Genomic DNA, 20,155 nt, shown 5'->3' with positions numbered 1-20,155 from the left:
CCACTGCCACGAAGTGCGCGTTGATGATCGATGCGTCCACGACTCGGGATCGGGATGACGCGATCACCATCACCCCCACCGCCGCCGGTTGGGACGTCGCGGTGTTCGTGGCCAACGTCGCCGACCTGGTGCCGACTGGGTCGCCAGCCGATCGCACCGCCGCGACCCGGGTGGAAACCGGCTACCGGGCCACTGGCACGGTGCCGATGCTCGGAGTGCAGCTCGAGCAGGCCGCGACCCTGTCGCCGACCCACGACCGCGACGTCCTCGTCGTCCGCCTTCGAGTGAGTACCGACGGCGACGTGGCTCTGGCAGCTCTCAGTCGTGAGGTCCTCGCGGCCGGGTCGTGCGTGGCGATCACCCACGATCAGGTCACCGCGATCCTCGACGACCCAAGGCACGCCCATCACGCACAGCTGTCGGCGGCCGCGCAGTTGGCGCAGGTGTTGACCGGGCGGCGGCGCGCGGCCGGGGCGTTCGTGGTCTACGACCTCACGCGTGGGCTGGTCTCGGGTGAAGACGGCCGGTTGTTGGCGCTGCCCGAGGGGCACAACGCGGCGGCGTATGTGATCGTCCAGGAGTTGATGATCGCCGCGAACGCCGCTGTCGCTGGCTACGCCATCGACGCTGAGCTACCGATCCTGTTCCGCAACCACCTGCGCAACCCCGTCGCGCCTTCTGACGTCGACCGGCTCGCTGATTTGGCCGCTGCGCTGTCCACGGTCACCACCACCGCCGAGCTGGCCGCGTTGCAGGGACAGCTCAACACCGCGATCTCCAAGGCCACCTACGGCGCGACCGTCCGCGGGCACATCGGGTTGCAGGTCCCGGCCTACACCCACGCGACCTCGCCGTTGCGCCGCTACGCCGACCTGGTCACTCAACGCCAACTCCTGGCACACCTCGACGGCACCGGGTTGCCTTACACCGCAGAGCAATTGGTCACCATCGCCCACGCCCTGGCCGCGATCACCGCCGAACGTGACGCCGAGTCTGAGACAGCGCAGAAAGCCCGCACCCGCCGAGCGAACCAAGCGGCGATCACCGCCGGCGACCTGTCGCACATGAACGACCGCGAGTTCCTGCGCGTGCTACGCCTGGGTACCCAAGCCGCACCGCCGGAGTCGATCGCCACCGAACTCACCGAACGCGCGACGACTGGACGGGTGCACGCCGGTCACGTCGCGGTGCTGTATGCCACCGATCACCCCGACTGGAAGACTCTGCGCGCCAAGCTGACTGCACAACTACGTGCCGAGCACGCGTACCTGGCGCCGTCGGCGATCTCGGCACTCCAGCAGATCGACGGCGGGCAGATCGTCACACCAACCCTCGACACCGACATCGCCGGCCCGCCCCACCAACGCACCTTCGCCACCCGCGCTCACCTCGAGGACATGACCACCCGCTGGCACGCCGGGCCGGTCAAGAAGGCCACCGAACACGCCGCCCTGTGGGACCTGCTCGACATCATCGGCGGCCACACACCCTCTGCCGACCCCACCACACCACCACCCACACCACCCGAGCCCGAGCCGGAGCCGACACCGGCGGTGGCGCCGGCGTGCACACCTGCCCACCACACCCCGCCCCCGGCGGCGGCCCCGAGGACCCCCAAGCCAGCAGGGGCCTGGGATGCGTTCGCACTGCACGCCGCGCTCGGCGGCGACGACGACACCCGGCGCGCGCGCCGCCGCGCCAACGCCCTGAAAAACCCGGTCGGCTGGCTGACCACCCTCGCGCCCACCATCGGCGCCGGCGAACTGCACGTCGACACCCACCCCGAGGGCCCACCCCATCAACGAACCTTCACCGTCACCCTCACCGCCGGACCCGCCCGCGGCACCGCAGCCGCACCCAGTATCAAAGCGGCCAAGACCGCTGCCGCCCACGCCGCAGTCACCGGCCTGTTCGACAACCTGCCAGCGGTGGCCGCCACCGCTTCGGACCACGATGGCGGGGCATGAGCACACCCCTCATCCCCGGCGATATCCACACTGCGCCGCTGTATCCGAGCCGCAATCGCCGCGCGGCCACCCAAGGCCCCACCTGGGCGCTCGTGGAGTCCCCAGCCCGCCACCTACCCGCCGACGCCATCCCGGCCTGCACCCGCAACCCCGACGCCTGGTTCCCCGATCGGCTGTCCACCGCCCGGGCCGGTGCCGGGCATGCGGAGATGGCCGCCTGCCGGCGCTGCCCGATCCGGCAAGCGTGCGCCCGCGTCGCCCTGGACGACACCGCCCACCTCACCGGCATCTGGGCCGGGATCTACATCTCCCCGCCCGGTTCAGCCAGCCAGAAAGCCGTCCGTGAAGCCGCGATCGAGCAGTTACGCACCATCGCCCACCCGGCCAGCGACTAGAGAATGACGACTTTCGCGCGGCTCGTGGCCGGTCTACGCGCCAGAAATCGAGGGAGGTACTGAGATGGCCGACTATGAAGTGCCAGCCCGGTATTGCCACACCTGCGCGGCCATCGTTGCCTCCGACGAGCACCAACCCTGCGAACGGTGCGGAGCAGACCTTGTCACCATCACCGCGGTGGCGACACCGTTGCTACCAGACTCCGACAATCCAATGATCTGGGTGACCCTGACCCCTCATCTCGACGAACTCGGCCGACCCTTCCGTCGCTGAACGTCGCGGCGCGAATCGGTTGTGCGACAGCACAAGGCGTCGAGTTCTGGCCACACCACCTTGCCGGGGGTCTTGTCGGTGCGGAAGCCCTTCCACGACGGATGGCGCACACGGCGATGGAACTCGCGGTACTCGATGGTGCCCACCAGAATCGGTGTCACCCACCGCAGGTGAGCACTGCCGGTCCTGTTCGGGGTGGTGCCGGCAGTGAACGGATGGTCGGCGGACGCGATCCCGGTGAGCATCACCGCGGCCTCACGGCGCTGGCGCTGGGTGAAGCCGGTGCCGACATCACCTAGATAGACCAGCTCGCCCGACGGGCTCAGGGCGCCCAGGAGCAGCGAGCGCACCGTGGTCGGGCTGCCGGTCCAGCCGCACACGATGACCTCGGACTCAGGTTGCGGCTCAGCAACAACACCTGGGCATCAGCAATGCGCGCGACACCGCGCTGCCCGTCCCATTTCGCTTCCCACGACCATCCCGAACCCGTCGGGGCCGGACCCGGGGAGGCCAGCATCGGCGCCATCCCAGCCACCTGTTCACCACCTCCCCAGGGGTGTGCCCGTTCGACGACTAAGGCCGCCCACCCCGTACTCAGGATGAACGGCCTCAGCGTGTTGATGATGGACGGTGCCGGTCAGTGCGCCTCTCGGCGAACGGCCGCTCGCAGCGGCGAAAAGGGGTGAGGCCCGGGGCAATGAGCCCGCCACCGTCACCTTCCTCAACAGGGCTTACCGGCCAGCTATTCCGGCCGGTGGCCCGACGTTACTCGGCGAGCTTGGCCACCGCCTGTGCCCACAGGAAGAACTTGTTGGTGCCCAGGTCACGCACGGTCTTGATGTTGAACGCCGCCTGGAGCTTCTCGGCGTCGCCGTCGCTGACGCCCTGCAACGCTGCGACCGGCGCATCGGCCAACTCAGCCAGCGACTTGTCCTCGTACGCCTTGTCGAACTTGTCCGCAATTCCAGCCATGACCACTCCTTTGAGAGTTCTCGACAACAGGTGTGCGACCCCCAGAGGGAGGGGCGTCGCGCCCGCAGCCTAGACCGACACAACGACCGTCGGAAGGCGGCGCAGCTAATCGGGGAGCAGCAATGGCAACAAATAACGCACCGAATGACGAAACGCCCACCAATTCGCAGGGCGGCGTCGCCCGGTCCGGTTGGAGTGTGGGGACGCGAGCGACGATGGTGCTGGCCGCCGTCACCGTCGCGTTAGCGGCCGCGCATCTGTGGTGGTCAATTCCGGTATGGCCGGTGTGGGTGGCCGGTGGGGTGACGTTTGCTGTGTTCGTCGTGGCCCTGACCCGGCGAGCACACCGCTCTGCTGAGCTCGAAGACGATCTGTACTGACGGTGTCGCGCCGCAGCCGAAACGCGACCGGTCGCCGACTATTGACTTGCGCTGTCGCGGACGGTGTTTGCGTTAGGGTGATCGTTCGCAACCCAGCGCACGAGGTGATGGGGAAGTAGCTGGCGGTAGGAGGAAAGCGGTGCCGTACCTCGGGCTGATCTACCTGGTGATCCTGGTGATCGCGCTGATCGACATCATCAAAACCGACGACGCCGCCGTACGTGGGCTGCCCAAGTTCGCCTGGGTGGTGCTCGTGGTGATGCTTCCGCTGATCGGTGCGCTGGTGTGGCTGGCGGTCGGGCGCCCAGTGAGTGATGAACAACCGCGACGGCAGCACTCGGGCGCGGCCAGCGAGTTCCCGGAATACGACCGCCCCGGCCGCTACATCCCGCAAGACCCCGAGGCAGACCGAGAGTTCCTCCAGCAGTTACGCGATCGCGCCGAGCAACAACGCCAGACCGCCCGCGAACAGCAACGAGCCGCCGACCGGTCTGAGCGCCCAGACGACACGAGCCCACCGCCGGCCTCCAAGTAGGAGAGGCAGGTAATTGATGCACATCGCGGATCGTGGTCGTCGCGAAGCTCTGGTGTTGTTCGCGCTGTTGGCGACCGCGGTGCTGGTGTTCGGGGTCGTGACCGTCGTGACTGGCGACGAGGAGCCCGACCAGACTTTCGCCGCCCCGATCCTTGAATCGATGCCCACGGCGCCGGAGATGCGGTGGACAGCGGATGCGGGATCGTTGTTCGGCAACGAGTTCCGCGACGCGGGTGTGGTGGTGCCGGCCGCGGACGACGACGTGGTGATCGTCCAGGCCACCCAGACCGCGATCGGCAAACCCAGCGCACTCCAGGCCCTGGACCCCGACACCGGACGACCGCTGTGGGACACACCACGGATCGGCTGGGACGACGGGTGTGCATTGAGCGGCGACGGCCAGCTGGCCTGCACCCGACGAGTCCGCGTAGACGGCGCCGTCGCTACCAGGGTGTCGTTCCTTGATCCACGAACCGGCACGGAAGAAACCACCGCGCTCATCCGAACCGCCGGTTCCGTGACGACCCTCACGGGTGTCGGTGACGGTTTCCTCGTCGAGACCAACGACATAAAGAACGTTGTTATCCCGGAGGAGCTTTCCGCCAGCGGCCCACCGAAAGTCGAGTATCGCCTCGAGGTCGTAGACGATCCTCCCGATCGGCAGATGACGATCACCAAGTTCGACTCGCAGGGCCACCAGCCTGGTCGACCCAGCCACCTATCAATCAGGCGCGACCGGTCGTCTCCAATGCCGGCAACCTGTTCGCCGTGAGCGACACGACGCGCGGTGGTTTCACCATCTACCGACTGGACACCCGCAAGGCCGTCTTCGCTCGCACCGACAGTGAGAGCGGCACACCACCCGACGCGGCGGTGCTGCACCCCTCCGGGTTCGTGACCAGCCGCTCCGACCCGGGGGATTACCGACTCGAGTTCTTCGACTCGAATGGCGCGAGAACTGGTGAACTCGCAGGCTGGCGGGTGGTCCCGGGGGACTTCGAGCGGGTCACGGCGGTTGACGGCGACGAGATCGCGGTGTCGTCGGGGTCGGCTGTCGGCGTCGCATCAACCCGCGAACGCGCGATGCGCTGGGACACTGGCATGTCGAAGCACTCGCTGGAACTGCTTGATGACCGGTACGCGGCGGTCGAGTCCGACGACTACGCCCAAGGTCGAACGGGGACGTGGACGGTGTTCGACGCACAGACCGGCGACCAGCAAGGCCAGGCCACCATCGGGTACGGGCAGCGATACCTCGGATTCGACGGCACACGATTGCTTTTCGACGGCGACCCGACGGCCAACCACCGCCCGAACGTTCCGATTCTCAGCGCATACGACGCCGAGACGGGCAGGCAGTCGTGGCGGCTACCAGCACCCACCGACACCGCCCAGTGGCAAGTCACCGGACCGTATCTGCTTCTGATTGATTACACCGCAGACTTCATATCCCGCTCAGTCACCCGGTACGCCCCATGAAGCGCCGACAAACGGACCAACGGACCGTGGTCACGCGCGGAGACGAACTCGACAGGGCAGCTGATCGGCAGTCTCGTCACGGGCAGGCTGCCCGCCGTTTCCGATGGCGGAAAGGCGTGGCCGCAGTACTGGTTGTCGTCGTTGGCGCCGTGGCGGGCCTCGCTGGTCTGAGGTGGGCGCTGTTCGAGTGGATCGACTGGGGGATGACCCCGCATACCTACGAGTCAGCTGAGGACGCGACAAGTTTGGCCGAGGGAATCGGCCTGGTCCTGGTCAACGGTGACGATGTCGTCTACGGCGAGGTGTTCAGCGCGTTCCCCGACTCCAGCGCCTATCTGGTCATTGCCACACCGTCTGCTGATCGGCTGGCCCAGTTACTCGACCGGTCAGGATTCCCCCCACCCACGCCGATCACCCGGGACTACTTCGATATCAGAACCCAGGACCGCCACGGGCCGGCGCCGAGCTCGACACTGGTCAGGTCCACGCGATGGCAGTCCACTAACTACCTCACTGCCACCTGGGATCCAGTACGAGACCCCCGAACGATCTACCTCAACGCCACCCAAACCTGATCCGCTGCAACCGAGGTCGCCGATGTACCCCGACGCTCGCGATCCTGTTCACTGACCGTAGGTGTATCGCAGGTTGGCGTTGATCAGGTTGCCGATGCGCTGGCACAGATGACGCAGCTGGCGGTCATCCGGTGAGGGCCACTCGGTGAGCAGCGTCCATCGCAAGTCGGTGCCACTGCGCCCGCCGCTCAGGTCGAAGACGACCTGAGCGTCCGGTCGCTTGGTCCACAACGACGACCAGACCACACGTGTGGGTCGGTCGGACTCGAGGACCGTAGGCGCCATCTCGTCGTCCAAAAGGTGAAGCCACGGGCGGGAAGGCTGCCGATTTGGGCTGACGAGGTCATCGAAGACCACGTGCGGCGGCGCCGGTTGATTCTTCTCTTTTGACGCAACAACTTCCACTCGACAAGCCTCCCAACACGTGAGGAGACCTTGCAACTACAAATACGCAGCGAGTGAACAGCCCCAGCGTTTCGCTGTCGTAGTGTTCGGTCCAGTTGCTCGGGTAACCGCGCGTGAAGCGTTGCTGGGGGTCACACGTACAAGACCTCGATCGGACAGGGCGATGACTGCGTGGGTGGCCAGGTTGTGTGCGAGTCGTCGATGTCGGGGTGAAGCAGTTCGGTACCTCGCAGTAGAGAGCGAGAGCCCCGAGCTGGTGCCCGTCGGTGTAGAGGTGTGAGACCAGCAGTGCGCGGACAGGGGTGTGTTCCAGGACTGCGGCGGTGAAGCGGGGCCAGCGGTGATCGTGGGCGAGGTCGTCGATGCCGATGGTGTGGTGATCGGTGCGTGGTGACATACTGCAATATCGCTTGCGAGCGATATTGTTCAGGAGTAATATCAAACTGTGTTGATCGACTGGTCGAGCGAGTTCGACGACTTCCTGACCCGGCTGGAGGAGTCGGCCGCGGCGGGCAACGCTGTGGATCGCCAGCGGCTGGATCTGCTGCTGGCCGAGTTGCAGGTGCTCGCCGATCTCGAGGAGCCGCCGTCGGCGGAATCGGCGACGCTCAAGCGGGTGCGGCAGTCAAAACGGTATGTGGTGTGGCGGGTGTCGCACCCGTACCGCGATGGCGTGGCGATGCGGTTGATCGTCTGGTTCCCCGACGACGAGCATGCGGTGGTGGCCCTGTTTTCCGGGGACAAGGCGCGCATGGGTGATGTGTTCTACGACAGCGTCGGACCGCGCGCGGATCTCGCGATCGAGGCGTGGAAACGGCAAACCGAGACTGAGAGAGGTGAGGGCTGATGAGTGAGGACAAGCGGGCCACGTTCCGGCGCGGCAACGAGCGGATCGCGGAGCTGTTGGCCGACCCCGATACCGCGGCGCGGGTCGAGACGATCCGCTCCGAGATGGCCCAGGCCGACCGGGCGCACGCGATGGGGTTGGCGGCGATCCGACGAGCTGCGCAGCTGACCCAGACCGAGCTGGCACAGCGCATGGGTATCAAACAGGCCGCGGTGTCGGGGTTGGAGGCACGTGAGGACCTGTTGCTGTCGACGCTGGCCAACTACCTGGCCGCCGCCGGCGCCACCGACGTCACCATCACCGCCCGCCTGGGTGACCGCACCGTCGAGGTTGCGCTGCCTGCGCAGCTGGTGAACGGGGCGTGAGTGCCGTTGGCCGGCCCCGAGCGTTTGCGGTCGGCCTGGAACAGGCCGCGGTGTCGAGGATCGAACGCCGCCGCGATCTGCCGCTGCGGGAGTGCCTGATCGCGACCGGCGCCCAGCATCCACGCATCGTGGTCGAGAAGGACTGCGTGAAGGTCTCGCTGGACCTCGATGCGTTCACCAGTAAGGCCTGACCGGGGGCGTGGCGAACAAACGAGCGCGGCAAGCGCGTCGCGGTAGAGAAATGGGAATGGCTTCGCAGGCATCGACCACGGGTCGGAGTTTTCCAGCGCCTGACCTGACAGGGTTGCCGGACGAGGCCGCCCAGTACGTCGAATCGCAGCAGCAGCAGCCGATGGCGATCGGTGCAGGCGCGGTGGGCGTGAGTGCACTGACCGCGAGGCAGCGTCGAGAGCTGCTAGCGGAAATCGATGTGCGAGATGCGTTGTCGCGGCTGGCCGACATTCACATGCGGTGGGACCTGGCGTCCACGACACACTGGGACGTCGCAGCGGTGCAGCTAGATCTGCTATTACCGACCTCGGCCGGGTGGACATCGGCGGTGCGGGCCGAGGTGAATAAGGGCAACGTCTTCACTGCGCCGCAGGCGACTGTCCAGTTGATGCGCGAGTTGATGGAGACCGACCCGCCTGCGCCGGGCAGGCCGATGACCGCCGAGGAGCTGGTACTGCTTCTTCTGTCGATCAATTCCGAGCAACAAAAGACCACTGAGTTCGACACCGAGAATCCGTCGGTCTCCGACTGGGCAGCGCTTGACGCGAGGTTCCAGAAGATGGCACCGGACGACCTCTACGAGCTGGCGCGCGAGTTCCTCACCAAGCAGAACGCCGGCCTCTTGTTCAATGCGGCCAACAAGATCGAGGTCCTCAAGGCCGACATCTGGGACCTGTGGTACTCGCCCTGGTCCGACCGGGTAACCGGAGATTTGGGTGACCGGCCCGCCGACACGTTCGAGATGGCGACCGGGATTGGGTTCGATGACTATCTCCGCGCCGGGAACGTCCTCGTTGAGGCGGTAGCCGCAGGGCAGAGCACAGTTGATCTGGACGAACTCTCGAACGACCCGCGGGTGCGCGGCTTCGTTACGACCAACATGGCGCTGGACCTCGCAGGTTTCCGCGCTCAGCTCGCCAAGGATCGCGACGAGGGGGACATCAAGCTGCAACGGTATGCGTTCACCCGCTACCCCTTCCTGGACCTGGGCGATGGAACGTTGCTGATCCTGCGGTCCCATTGGGCGATCGAGCGGTTCTTCGGCGACACACCCCAGTTCGACGTCATCGCCGGGTTCTCCGATCGCGGCGACCAGGAGAGCGCTAGGCGATTTGGTGACGGAATCAAGTACCAGTTCGAGGAAGCGGTTGGACGAATCGTTACACGAATCGCGGCGGGCAGTCCGCGCGTGACTGAAGTCGTCGAGGAGGCCAAGCTCCAGAGGGAGTGGACGCGAGGCCGTCGCGGGCAGGCGCCGTCGGTGTGCGATTGGGTCTTGCGTGCCGGATTGCTCAATGTGCTGGTGGAGGCGACACATCATCCGGTGAAAGGGACTCTGGCACAGGGTCTTGCTGACGGTGCGGCCTACGACGAGGACGCGACTAGGGTTCTGACTAAACGAAAGTTCAAACAGATCGCCTCGGTCATGGACCTCATCCGCGGCCGGGGCTGGGCAGGGCAACCCCAGCCTGATGCTGTTTTCATCCCCATCGTTGTCGTGCCGAACTCGGGTACACCGAGTTCGGCGTTGAGTGAGATGGATAATGCCATGCGAGCCGAATCGGTATTCGCCGCGTACCAGGGCCGGGTCGCGCGACCCGCGGTTGTGCAGCTGCGAGACTTACAGCTACTGGAGGGGATCGGAGACCACCTTCCCGGTGACGTCGTGACTCTCCTCTACGCGTGGCGTAAGTCCGAGATCCCGCTGTCCTTGCACGAGTTCCTGGAGCTGAACAACGCGCCTCGGCCCGTGTCGAAGTATGTCTTCGACGCCGCGAGGCGTCTCGACGAGCGTCTCCGAGCTGAGGGCGCAGCGTAACGACCACTGAGGTAAACGGTGCTGCAAAAATTCTGCCGCTGAACGGCTTTCGCAGTGTCGTTTTCCCGGTTCTCCACAACGACGAGAGACGAGGTTTGCTATGGCTCAATCGAAAGATCAGCAGGTTAAAGCCGTGGTGATCGGTATGGCGCTCGGCGTGCTCGCGCAGGGCGTTGATGCCGTGACGAGCAGCAAGATGTCACTGGAGTTCGCATTCAATTATGCGTGGCGCAGGTGGCCGAAGGCAGGCCGGTTTTCGAGCATCAACGGGCACAACCCCGGGAACCTCTTCTGGATCGGATTGAGCCAGTCAGAACGGCGCAAGTTGGCCTGCGCCGCCTGGGACCTCGACAGGTGGTGTTCGCCGTACATCGTCTACGACGAGTGGACAGTGGAAGAAGCACTCGAACTGCATGCTGACGACACGGACGTCACCGCACATGAATGGATCGAACTTGGGCGGCAGTTCGTGGGGTACTTCAAGCCCGAAGAAGTGCGGCGATCCCGATAACCCCAGGGGGCCGGTGGCGGCAGCGTTGGGTGGCGACGGTCACGCACAAGATACTCGGACTCGGTGATTGGTCCTACAGTCGAGCACGCGGTCGCACTGAGATCGCGTACGAGCGAACAACAGACAAGCTGTATAAGTCCTACTTCGGGAGGAGCGATTCGGTGGCCATGAGGGCGCAGCCTCTGGCGGGTTTCGACTATTCGTTGTGGTTTTCCTGCGCGGCCTGTGGCACAAGGATTGCCGTCGGGGCTGATGAATACTCGCTTCAGGAGGCAGGGGAAATGGCTTACCCCGGGTGTAGCTGCGGATGCGAGATTGATATCAGCAGCGCTCAACCGGTCATACGATCAGTCGACGACCCGGTGGTCGATGATGTGGCCGTCGATCAGGTGGAGTGGTATCACTCGAGCTGCACTCGGGACTGGCCTAACGCTGAACTGTATCGAGCCTCTCTGGTCAGCCAGCTCGCTGCTTCTGCGCTGCCCACTTCTGATGTGCAACAGATGCTGACATGGAAGACGGGTCTGGCGTTGCACCTGGGCACATACGAAGCGGCAGTGGAGAATATGCTCCGGCGCGCGGCCGACCAGGATGACCCACGAACTACCCGTTACTGGCTGCATCGAGTGAGGTTGCGACTAGCACCGGGGGACCTTCACCCGCACGTGACAACCGAGCTCGTAGGGGCGTTTGGCGACGTTGAGCTGGCTCGAGTTCACGAGCTGGGGGCTCGAGTTGTCCGCTACGTCAATACACGTGAAGCCGCAGGCTCACTGTCCCTCGCGATAGACCCATCTGTGATCGGCGAAGTTTCGACCATCGCTATCCCCGTCGCGACCGCGGCAGATGGGCAGGCAGAGGCATCCTCAAGGGCTGCTGCGGCTGCGGTGTCCGCGCTGAACCAGCTGGGTCCACGCCCGGACACCGCGGGATTCTCCGACATCGACCTTAACCCCGTGATGCTGGAAATAAGGGCTGCCAACCCGGACGATCCGCACGACATCGCCTGCCGCGTCCTCGCGCGCCGTCTTGAGGAACACCAGGATCGCTCTCACATCATCTGGTCCAGACTTACAGGCCAGCTGACGCGCGACTATCTCTACGAAGTCAACTCACGAGTCCGCGGTGCTTTCCTCGAAGCGGTTCAGCCGCAGACTGATCCGCACGAGTATCACGACCGGTTCCGCATTACAGCCGGTCTTCTGACGCATCCGAGTGACGTTATGACTGCACTGCGTAAAGCTCCCCGCCGCACAATCGAGTGCAGAGGTGGGTCCGGTCGACCGGCGATCACGGACTCATGAGGCGGGTGGCGATGAGGTTTGCGGGACCGGGCCGTGTTCGGGTAGTAGGCGGTTTAGTCGTTGCCGTAGTCGGGTTCGCGGATGTCGCTGTCGTCGCCCTCGGTGGTGAAGGTGTCGGGGAGGCCGGCCTGCTCGAGTAGTTCGTAGTTATCGAGGACGAGGCCGCAGTCCCAGCAGCTGAAGTAGTCGGAGAGTACATCCAGTTCGACGGTGGTTTCCCAGTCGTCGTCGTGGATCTGGTGCCCCTCAACCCTGGTGTCGTTGACGTAGTCCCCCTCGATGAGGCCTTTCCCGGTGCAGGCGGGGCATGGGTGGGGGTCGCTGTAGCTGTGTCCGATGGTTCGATCGGTTCCGGGCGACCATTGCTTGGCGATACGGGTGGGCAGGGTGCCGGCGTTGTGTTGTGCGAGGCGTGTTCGAGCCTGCTGGATAAGCATCTCGAGCCGGTGTTCGATGTTCTTCCGATTCTGATCGAGATGGCGTTGCACTTCGGCTTCGCGGTCACTGCCCACGAGGTCGTCGAGCTCGCGATCCACTGCGGTGTTGAGGATGATGGCCTGCCTCCAGAACAGTGGCCACCAACTGTCTTCAGGAATCGAGGTGAAGCCGGGGGTAGCGCCGTGGAGGTAGTCGTTGCGCGCGGCGGTCATCTTTCCCGCCTCGGTCGCGTTGAACGGGCGAAAGGCTAGTTGGCACCGCTGGAACAGTGTTTTAGCGCGGACGGTTACGAACCGAGTCTCGCTCTTGGATTCGAGTAGACCGGTGGCTATGAGCAGATTAGTTCCCTCTTCGGTGGGTTCGGCAATGAGAACGGGTGACGTTCTGGCGAGCGCGGCTTTGGCGAGTAGTTCGAGCGCGAGGGTCGCCCAGAGGGCTCGTTCGTCGAAAGGTCGCGAGTCCTTCTGATCCATCGCTCTGTTGAGGAACATCTTGGCTTTGAGCCAGAGCGCTTCGTAATCGTAGGGAGCGATCATGGGAGTGGGATCTTTCTGCGAGGCGGTGTGCTGCCGTCGGGCCATTCGTTCATCAACAGGGCGAGCCGTTCGATGGCGCGGTTAGGTTCGTTCGTGGCGTCACCGCGGGCGTGTAGGACTCGACGGTTGTCGATGGCCAGTACTTGCCCTGGGGTGTCCCAGGTGTGGGCGGTGGCCCGCTCGAGCCGTGTGCTGAAGAACTGTGCGACCCGTTGGGCGCGACCGTCGGCAGGTTCCATGCATCCGGGGTCGTAGCGAAGCTGCTCTCCTGGTGCCCATGCGGGGGCAAGGAAACTGGTCGGCCCGCTCCGCACAGAGAACAACCCGTGTCGCAGATCCTGGTGCAGTGAAGCCGGGGAAAACTCTGCGATGTCGAGTCGCCAGAGCAAGGTTGGCACTCTGCTGGTTGAAGCACTTGATAGCAAGACAATGTGTGGCGGTGACTCGTGGTGAGCGCCATCGGTGTGAAGTGGCTGGGGTCCCTCGCCGTAGGTCGCGCTAAGGGAACGCGCAGGTGCTCTCTGTGCAGTCGTCGGCGTGAGTACTTCGATGGGTTTGCTGGTGGGGCGATTTCGCGCAGGTGTAAAGAAGATGTTCTGCTTGTAGGTGCGGGCTGCAAATGTCAGTTCTGCGAGCGTTGCTTCATCGGTGGTGCTCCACCCGGTCTGTCGCGCGTTCGCCAGAAGCTTCTCGAGCGCGTGTGTCGACATGAGTAGTAGTACCTGTTCTTGGTCGTTTCGGGTTCTCGGGCCAGGCTGAAATGTAGCCGACGAGAGAGGGCAACGCCGCCCCTGGTGGTGACGAACCGGGGGTGTCAGATGGTCTGTGTAAGTCCAGTGCTCATCAGTGAGAGGACAATCTATGAGCATGGCGTTAGACGATAAGCAGCACGACGACGGTCAGCAGCTGCCTGAGTTGGCTGAGCCGCGTTCGACCGCGGAGGTGGCCGAGGCGCTGGAGGCCTCGGGCATGGTCGATGAGTTGTTGGCCCAGATCGATACCGGCCAGGTCCAGATTACCGGCGACGGCGGCCTGATCCCGGGTCTGATCAAACTCGCTCTCGAACGCGGCCTGAAGGCCGAGCTGACCGATCATCTCGGCTATGCCAAGGGCGACCCGGCCGGTCGGCAACTGCCCAACGCCCGCAACGGGTCGAGCCCGAAAACGGTGGACTCCGCGGCCGGGCCGGTCGAGTTGGACGTTCCTCGTGACCGTGCCGGCACGTTCACCCCACGCCTGGTACCGAAGGGTTCCCGCCGGCTCGGCGGCCTCGACGACATGATCATCTCGCTGTATGCCGGTGGCATGACGTTGCGCGACATTCAGCATCATCTGGCCTCGACGATCGGCACCGATCTGTCGCATGAGACGATCTCGAAGATCTGCGACGAGGTCCTCGACGCGGTCGATGAATGGCAGAACCGGCCGCTGGAAGCCTTGTATCCCGTCATCTACCTCGACGCCCTGGTGGTGAAGGTCAAAGACGGCGGTCACGTCCGAAACAGACACGCCCACATCGCTATTGGCGTCGATATGGCCGGCGTCAAGCATGTGCTGGGCATCTGGATACAAGCCGAGGAAGGCGCGAAGTTCTGGGCCGGGGTGTGTGCGAATCTGGCCAACCGCGGCGTCAAGGACGTGCTCATCGTGTGCTGCGACGGGTTGACCGGGTTCCCCGAGGCGATCGAGGCGACCTGGCCATTGGCCACGGTGCAAACGTGTGTGGTGCATCTGATCCGCAACTCGATGCGGTTCGTGAACTACAAGGACCGCAAAGACGTCGCGCGGGCGATCAAACCGATCTACACCGCCCCCGACGCCGAGACCGCCCGCCGCGAATGGGAAGCCTTCCGAGACTCGGAACTGGGGACCAAATACCCGAGTGCCGCAGCAGCTTTCGATCGAGCGTGGGACCGGTTCATTCCGTTCTTGGCGTTCCCGCCCGAGCTCCGCAAAGTCATCTACACCACCAACTCGATCGAGTCGCTGAACTACCAGCTCCGCAAGGTCATCAAGAACCGGGGACACTTCCCCAACGATCTCGCGGCGCGCAAACTGCTGTGGCTGGCGATCTGCGACATCGAGGACAAACGTGCCCGGCAACGCGAGAAGGAACGCGGCAAGCCCGCCGCCACGCGCAGAGCCCCCGGCAGGCTCGTCGAGGGCCAAGTCGTGACGAACTGGAAACAGGCCCTCGGGCAACTAGCCCTGGCCTACCCCGACCGCATCGAACCCCACCTCAACTAGACCCAACCAGCAACCACAGGAAACCCAGGAGTCACGTTCTTACACAGACATCTTGACAAGCTCGACGAACCGCCGGTGCGGGAGTGCCAAGGGCTGCAACTCTTTGCATCCGCAACAAATGAGGGGTTTCGTCAACCGGAGCTGCACAACACAGGATGGGTGGCGCGGACCTCGCTGATCTCACTCCCGATCGTGCCAATGGTGCGTCCGCCTGGGTGGCCGCAACAGATCCGCGCCTTCACCGATGCTGAGCGCGATGTAGCCGAGGCATCCGCGCGTGAGACCGGCGCCAGTGTCCAGGTTTCTGGACACGGTAGGGACCCGTACGACTTCGAGAACGCTGAGGAAACCTACCGCGAGCCGACGTTCGCGGTGTCCCGGGTTGCGGCCGAAGATCGTGCTGAGTTCGGTGAGTACGCCTTACGTGATGCACAAGCACGATGCGACCCGAGGTGTGGACGCTGACCCCGACACGGTGAGGATCGATGCGGATCGGCGAGGGCGACGAGCTCTACGAGCGGACCCGTCAGATCATGGCCAGCCGGATCGAGGTCGACAGTGGAGGGCCGATCGGCTACCTCGAGGCCACGACCGCACCGAGCAAGTGACGGGGGCCTGCTCAAGAACATCGAATCTGTCGGCGGGATCACTGCGGGACGAGGCCCGGCTGCACCCAGGGCCGGTTGGCCAATCTGATCGGGGTGGGCCAGAACCGGATTTCGCATGATGGAGCACGGCCAGATCGTGACGGCGCGGGTGGAGACGCTGCGCAAGTATGTCGAGCCACCGGCGGCGAGTTGGAGGTTTGTGGTGAAAAGGCCGACGGCACCCGAGACCCGCTGGCACTGTAGGGGCCTGCGGGCCCCCGTGGAGCCTAGGGGCCCGCGTGGAGCCTAGGAGACTGTCGAGGGGTAGGTGGGGTGTGGGGATTGTCGCTTGGGAGGCGTACGCGCCGGAGTGGATCGCAGAGCTTCCGCGTGAGCGGCGTGGGTATCCGGTGCCGGCGGAGGTGTCCTGGCAAGGCGACACCCCTGTGCTGAGTTCGACTGACATCGCGCGGGGGCTGATCTTGGTTGTCAACCGCCGTTGCGCGGTGTGTGGGTATGAGATCCCTGCGGGGTCGAACTGCTATCGGGCGTTCTCGCAGGCAGATGCGGCGCGTATGCGAGGTTTCGAGCGTGAACGGTCCAACGACTACGCGGGCCCGGCACACCTGTCGTGCATGCTGTTTTCGGCGATCACCTGCCCGTATTTGCGGGACAAGTCGACCTTGCTGGCCAACAATCTGATCAACCCCGGTGGCTCTCGTGGAACGCTGGCCACGGTGTTTGGGTTTGAGAACTTCGGGGTGTTGGTCACCGGTGACCTCTTCGACCCGAACCAGCCTCCCATGTTCGGCTACTACTCGATGATCGCCGACCATCGGTACCGGGAGGGTGACGAGCTGGCCGGGTTGCTTGAGGAGGCGATCGTCACGGATCGGCCGGTGATCGCCGCTTCGGCGCCACCGCTGTTCTGGGATGAGTCTCCTGGGGCGCAGAGTGCTCTACGGGCGTCCGCAACGAGGGTCCATCGCATCCTGTCGAATATGGAACCTGCCGGTGAGCGCATAATCCAGGGTTTCGGCCGCTACCTCGAGTACGAGATGTGACGGTGCGGGGCAGGGGGTAGCGCAATCATGGAAGGCATGTTTGTGGACCTGCACCCTATTGACGTTGACCTAGCGCGTCTGCCGGATACGGCCTCGGCTGAGGAGCGGCTTGCGGTGATCTGGCATCACTATTCGTCCGCAACCGGGGGTAGCGTGTCTGATCCTCCGACGGTCGAGGAGCGCCGCACTGTCCATGAGTGGTTGAGGAGCCTCGGCGCCGCGGGGCCGACGTTCATGGTGAAGCACCCGAGGCTTCTGTCGTCGGCGTCGCTGAGCCCGAAGGCGAAGGCCTCTTTTCTCGCTCAGCAGGTGTGTAGGGCTTGTGATGAGGTTCCGGATGCCGATGGGACTTTCGGCCGGCTGTTGCCGATCGAGGTTGACCCGTGGTCCGCGCAATCCAGTGCGCTGCACACGAAGTTGAAAGATGCTGTGACGACGATGTTGCGGACCCACTACAGGGGAACCCCGATTGACGGGATGCCGCTGTGTGTTGCGGCGGTTTCGCTTGTGCCCCAGTCGCATAGGCGCAAGGATGGCGACAACCTGGTGAAGGGGTTGCTCGATAGTCTGGAGTCGGTGGTGTACGACAACGACGCTCAGATCCAGTGTTTGACTAGCCGGCGCGTGGAGTATGCGGGTCCCACCGGCTTGTATATCGTGCGGGCGCGTGCGGTTAGGCCATGGGGAGCCGACACGGTATGGGACGATCCGACGCCGTGGACCGTCCGGTGGGGCGAACCGATCGTGGTGGAGTAGATGTCGGTCGCTGAGATTGCGAGTTCCTGCCCGGGAGTGACGGTGGCAATGCTTCGATTACTGCGGCGTGCGACCCGCTGTGGCGGTCGGCTTGGCGGTCGCGGCGAGGTAGGTGGCGCGGTGCTGGGCGATCGTGATGATTTCGTGGTGGCGGCGTAGTAGCCGGTAGAAGTAGCTGAGGGTGCCGGCGATTGCGACAGCGGCAGCGGTCCAGACCAGCCCGCCACTGGGCTGGCGCGGGTCGAGGGCGAATGCGACGACGAGAACGGCGAGGGCGGCTAGTAGCGCGCCGGCCAAGATGACGCCGTTGGTCGAGCGCAGATAGCGATGCGCAGGGATTCCCAACCCTCGATTGCGGGCCGCTTCCTCGCGTTCGCTGCGGTGCGCGACCGCTAGTCGTATGGCGTTGAGCGCTAGACAGGTTGCCAGCGGTATCCACGCCGCGCTGGGGATCATATAGACCCAGAGCGGGATGAGGGTGTAGGTGGCCAGGCAGAGTAGCGACGGCCAGCCGAGGCGTTGCCACCAGACGGTGTGACGCAGGCTGGCGAGTTTGACTGCCGGGAAGAACGCGGTGCCGGCGAATAGGACTAGCGAGATGACCCAGAGCACGATTGTGTCGCGGCTCATGCGGAGGCGGATTCGCAGACTGCGGTGATACTTGCCTGGTACTGAGCAACGGTGGGTTGGATTGGTGTGTCTTTGAACAGCGTCTTTATCAGGCTGTCGGCGGAGTGTGCGGGCGGGCTGATGACGGCCATGTGGTGGCTGATTGAGATTGTGCGCGCACCCGGCCCAAGCTCTTCGGTCACGACTTCGTTGAGCTTCACTAGTACCGCGGCGAGGGCATCCTCGGCGCTCTTGCACAGGGCGCTTGTTGCCCAAAAAGTATGTGTTGGTGAGTTGCTCACAGGTTCTCCTGCTGGTCGCGGGTGTTGTCGGTGACCATGACGACGTGGACGCCAAATCGCTGGTCGCCAGTGGAGAACTCGGCCAGCCGGCCGAGGTTGTCGTCTCGCGTATCGGGTTCGCCGAGGCCGCGCACGGCGTCAGCGTAGTCAGGAAGTCGCTCGATGCTGTTTCCGCCGGCGGGGTCGTCGAGGGGAGCCCATAGATCGAACAGGATGGTGGAGATCGGCAGGGATTGGGCGAAGTACGGGAGTGCTTTCAGGCGTGGGGTGGTGCCGAGGTAAGTCGTACGGACGTTTCGCGCGGGTAGGGTGCTGATTCCCCAGTAGGGGAGTAGCGCCGAAGTGAACTCGGGGAGCGGCACCGGGCATCGAGAGTCGTGGCCGCAGTCATCCCCAGGCCAACAGCAGCAGTACCAGATGCAGTGCGGGCAACTGTGATGGTGCAGTCGTCGGATGTGCGCCCAGTCGCCCCACTCCGGTCGGTCGGTTCGTTGGCTGGCGTGTGCGGCAATGCTCGATTCGTTCGCGGAGAGCGCTGTGACATCGTCGGTGTGGGGGTAAACGCTTGCGGGCCACCCGTTGTAGAACGCGTAGTAGGGCTTGATGACCTCGCTAAGGTGGCGATCTGTCGTCCCGTCGGGTTTGAGACCTTTGTCGCAGCTGCTGATGAGCACGTCGATCTGCAGCTGGCCGTTCACCTTGTGCTTGAGTTCGGAGTAGGCCGGCGTCACATCGGAGGTGGCGGGGGCATAGTGTTTTGCGCGTTTGGCCTGGATACGTGCACAGCGCCAGCCGTCTGCGTCCGACCCGATCCACCACTCCCAGTCGGCGCCCAATCGAGGTTCCTCGTCGTGGGCATCGAACTTGTAGTACTCGATGACGCCTATGGCGTCCAGCGACTCCAGGAAGGTATCGGTGATGGTCGTCTCGCTTCGGCGCACCCGCCCCTTGCCTGATAGGTAGGAGCCCTTGCTGATATCCCAAGCGCTATGCGAAAGCTGATCGAGACTGCCGGCAGCACGGAGTAACGCCGCATAGTGACTCGGATCAATCACAGGTTTCGCCCCCCGTTTCGCCATGACGGTCCTTTCCCTTGGAGTCCCGAATTCTATACGGGGGGAGAAAGGAGTTTTGGGAGCAGCGCTAGCGCAGAGGGCGGTGGAAGCCGCCGGCCTTTTGGTTGGATGTGCGAGTATCGGTCGCGTCAGGCGTAGATCCCCGTAGGAAATCGGTTGTGTGGCAATGGGTTTTAATTCTGTTGTGCGGTAGTATGTTTCATATGGAGTCAGAGAGCGCCCGTAGGGCGGTCGGTGGGTGTGGGTGCAGGGTCGGCCGCAGGCCGACACTGGCGGCGTCCAGGACCGTTGCCCGACGGGAGTCGTGATAGAGTGGGCGACATGAAACACGGTGCACTACAACCACCTTCGATCCAATCGGCCGTAGGCCGATGGGGAGCGGGACGCCGAAACGCACGCCACCACGGCGCCGCTTGCGGCGCCCCTAGAGTGGGCGACATGAAACACGGTGCACTACAACCACCTTCGATCCAATCGGCCG

25 protein-coding genes are annotated in these 20,155 nt (G+C 64.3%); 17 read left to right on the top strand and 8 right to left on the bottom strand.

Annotated features, from left to right (window positions below):
• Positions 1–23 precede the first annotated feature (23 nt).
• Positions 24–1,967 carry an RNB domain-containing ribonuclease gene (locus tag BJF87_RS15045; protein ID WP_158037519.1) on the top strand — a complete coding sequence of 648 codons (1,944 nt, stop codon included), beginning with the start codon at positions 24–26 and terminating at the stop codon, positions 1,965–1,967.
• A complete protein-coding gene (locus tag BJF87_RS15040; protein WP_084813208.1) occupies positions 1,964–2,362 on the top strand; it encodes a WhiB family transcriptional regulator in 399 nt (132 codons plus the stop codon). Before BJF87_RS15045 ends, BJF87_RS15040 begins: the two co-directional genes overlap by 4 nt.
• Before the next feature lie 237 nt (positions 2,363–2,599).
• Here BJF87_RS15040 and BJF87_RS15035 read toward each other — a convergent pair whose 3' ends face one another.
• Positions 2,600–3,016 carry a hypothetical protein gene (locus BJF87_RS15035; protein ID WP_075863439.1) on the bottom strand — a complete coding sequence of 139 codons (417 nt, stop codon included), beginning with the start codon at positions 3,014–3,016 and terminating at the stop codon, positions 2,600–2,602.
• Between the two features lie 385 nt (positions 3,017–3,401).
• Entirely contained in the window at positions 3,402–3,608 is a 207-nt protein-coding gene (locus tag BJF87_RS15030; RefSeq protein ID WP_044508856.1) for a hypothetical protein, read from the bottom strand.
• A 122-nt stretch (positions 3,609–3,730) separates the two neighbouring features.
• Between BJF87_RS15030 and BJF87_RS25855 the strand changes: the two genes are divergently transcribed.
• The 5 genes from BJF87_RS25855 (at position 3,731) to BJF87_RS15015 (ending at position 6,577) form a co-directional block, all read left to right on the top strand.
• Positions 3,731–3,988 carry a hypothetical protein gene (locus BJF87_RS25855; RefSeq protein WP_139319516.1) on the top strand — a complete coding sequence of 86 codons (258 nt, stop codon included), beginning with the start codon at positions 3,731–3,733 and terminating at the stop codon, positions 3,986–3,988.
• Between the two features lie 139 nt (positions 3,989–4,127).
• Positions 4,128–4,523 (top strand): PLD nuclease N-terminal domain-containing protein, encoded by a 396-nt coding sequence (locus tag BJF87_RS15025; protein ID WP_075863438.1) that lies wholly within the window; start codon positions 4,128–4,130, stop codon positions 4,521–4,523.
• Between the two features lie 16 nt (positions 4,524–4,539).
• On the top strand, positions 4,540–5,295 hold the full coding sequence (locus tag BJF87_RS26820; RefSeq protein ID WP_262338984.1) for a hypothetical protein: 756 nt from the start codon (positions 4,540–4,542) through the stop codon (positions 5,293–5,295).
• On the top strand, positions 5,292–6,002 hold the full coding sequence (locus tag BJF87_RS26815) for a hypothetical protein (protein ID WP_262338983.1): 711 nt from the start codon (positions 5,292–5,294) through the stop codon (positions 6,000–6,002). Before BJF87_RS26820 ends, BJF87_RS26815 begins: the two co-directional genes overlap by 4 nt.
• A 116-nt stretch (positions 6,003–6,118) precedes the next feature.
• On the top strand, positions 6,119–6,577 hold the full coding sequence (locus tag BJF87_RS15015; RefSeq protein WP_075863437.1) for a hypothetical protein: 459 nt from the start codon (positions 6,119–6,121) through the stop codon (positions 6,575–6,577).
• Between the two features lie 48 nt (positions 6,578–6,625).
• On the opposite strand, the gene BJF87_RS15010 is transcribed toward BJF87_RS15015, so the two are convergent.
• Complete coding sequence (locus tag BJF87_RS15010) at positions 6,626–6,862, bottom strand: hypothetical protein (protein WP_257881391.1); 237 nt, start codon at positions 6,860–6,862, stop codon at positions 6,626–6,628.
• 565 nt (positions 6,863–7,427) lie between these two features.
• On the opposite strand from BJF87_RS15010, the gene BJF87_RS15005 reads away from it, so the two are divergent.
• From BJF87_RS15005 to BJF87_RS14980, 6 genes are all read left to right on the top strand, one after another.
• Entirely contained in the window at positions 7,428–7,829 is a 402-nt protein-coding gene (locus tag BJF87_RS15005; protein ID WP_075863435.1) for a hypothetical protein, read from the top strand.
• Complete coding sequence (locus tag BJF87_RS15000) at positions 7,829–8,194, top strand: XRE family transcriptional regulator (RefSeq protein WP_075863434.1); 366 nt, start codon at positions 7,829–7,831, stop codon at positions 8,192–8,194. The genes BJF87_RS15005 and BJF87_RS15000 overlap by 1 nt, the downstream gene beginning before the upstream one ends.
• A complete protein-coding gene (locus BJF87_RS14995) occupies positions 8,191–8,385 on the top strand; it encodes a hypothetical protein (RefSeq protein ID WP_262338980.1) in 195 nt (64 codons plus the stop codon). The genes BJF87_RS15000 and BJF87_RS14995 overlap by 4 nt, the downstream gene beginning before the upstream one ends.
• 56 nt (positions 8,386–8,441) lie before the next feature.
• Positions 8,442–10,244: a hypothetical protein gene (locus tag BJF87_RS14990; RefSeq protein WP_075863433.1), complete on the top strand. Its 1,803-nt coding sequence runs from the start codon at positions 8,442–8,444 to the stop codon at positions 10,242–10,244.
• A gap of 100 nt (positions 10,245–10,344) precedes the next feature.
• Positions 10,345–10,755, top strand: a complete 411-nt coding sequence (locus BJF87_RS14985) for a hypothetical protein (RefSeq protein WP_139319515.1) — start codon at positions 10,345–10,347, stop codon at positions 10,753–10,755.
• Between the two features lie 161 nt (positions 10,756–10,916).
• Positions 10,917–12,059 carry a hypothetical protein gene (locus tag BJF87_RS14980; protein WP_139319514.1) on the top strand — a complete coding sequence of 381 codons (1,143 nt, stop codon included), beginning with the start codon at positions 10,917–10,919 and terminating at the stop codon, positions 12,057–12,059.
• Positions 12,060–12,112: 53 nt separating this feature from the next.
• Here BJF87_RS14980 and BJF87_RS14975 read toward each other — a convergent pair whose 3' ends face one another.
• Together BJF87_RS14975 and BJF87_RS26125 are read right to left on the bottom strand one after the other, a co-directional pair.
• Positions 12,113–13,033, bottom strand: coding sequence for a hypothetical protein (locus BJF87_RS14975; protein ID WP_075863430.1), 921 nt, complete (start codon positions 13,031–13,033; stop codon positions 12,113–12,115).
• Positions 13,030–13,272 (bottom strand): TauD/TfdA family dioxygenase, encoded by a 243-nt coding sequence (locus BJF87_RS26125; RefSeq protein ID WP_075863429.1) that lies wholly within the window; start codon positions 13,270–13,272, stop codon positions 13,030–13,032. The genes BJF87_RS14975 and BJF87_RS26125 overlap by 4 nt, the downstream gene beginning before the upstream one ends.
• A 622-nt stretch (positions 13,273–13,894) precedes the next feature.
• Here BJF87_RS26125 and BJF87_RS14965 point away from each other — a divergent pair.
• The 4 genes from BJF87_RS14965 to BJF87_RS14955 all read left to right on the top strand — a co-directional run bounded on the left by BJF87_RS14965 (position 13,895) and on the right by BJF87_RS14955 (position 17,687).
• Positions 13,895–15,280, top strand: coding sequence for an IS256 family transposase (locus tag BJF87_RS14965; protein WP_075863428.1), 1,386 nt, complete (start codon positions 13,895–13,897; stop codon positions 15,278–15,280).
• Between the two features lie 485 nt (positions 15,281–15,765).
• Positions 15,766–15,888 (top strand): hypothetical protein, encoded by a 123-nt coding sequence (locus BJF87_RS26810; RefSeq protein WP_262338979.1) that lies wholly within the window; start codon positions 15,766–15,768, stop codon positions 15,886–15,888.
• A gap of 389 nt (positions 15,889–16,277) precedes the next feature.
• Entirely contained in the window at positions 16,278–16,931 is a 654-nt protein-coding gene (locus tag BJF87_RS14960) for a hypothetical protein (protein WP_139319511.1), read from the top strand.
• A gap of 36 nt (positions 16,932–16,967) precedes the next feature.
• Entirely contained in the window at positions 16,968–17,687 is a 720-nt protein-coding gene (locus BJF87_RS14955) for a RusA family crossover junction endodeoxyribonuclease (RefSeq protein ID WP_158037517.1), read from the top strand.
• 57 nt (positions 17,688–17,744) lie between these two features.
• Here BJF87_RS14955 and BJF87_RS14950 read toward each other — a convergent pair whose 3' ends face one another.
• Genes BJF87_RS14950 through BJF87_RS14940 form a run of 3 tightly spaced genes read right to left on the bottom strand, consistent with a single transcriptional unit; the run spans position 17,745 to position 19,677 of the window.
• Positions 17,745–18,317, bottom strand: a complete 573-nt coding sequence (locus tag BJF87_RS14950; protein WP_075863425.1) for a hypothetical protein — start codon at positions 18,315–18,317, stop codon at positions 17,745–17,747.
• Positions 18,314–18,598, bottom strand: a complete 285-nt coding sequence (locus tag BJF87_RS14945; RefSeq protein ID WP_139319510.1) for a hypothetical protein — start codon at positions 18,596–18,598, stop codon at positions 18,314–18,316. Before BJF87_RS14945 ends, BJF87_RS14950 begins: the two co-directional genes overlap by 4 nt.
• Positions 18,595–19,677 (bottom strand): DUF6615 family protein, encoded by a 1,083-nt coding sequence (locus BJF87_RS14940; protein ID WP_139319509.1) that lies wholly within the window; start codon positions 19,675–19,677, stop codon positions 18,595–18,597. The genes BJF87_RS14945 and BJF87_RS14940 overlap by 4 nt, the downstream gene beginning before the upstream one ends.
• Positions 19,678–20,155 lie beyond the last annotated feature (478 nt).

Source organism: Gordonia sp. CNJ-863 (assembly GCF_001942325.1).
GTDB classification, from domain to species: Bacteria; Actinomycetota; Actinomycetes; order Mycobacteriales; family Mycobacteriaceae; genus Gordonia; species Gordonia alkanivorans.
Note: the sequence above shows the minus strand (reverse complement) of the source record. Positions and strands in the feature narration are given on the sequence as shown.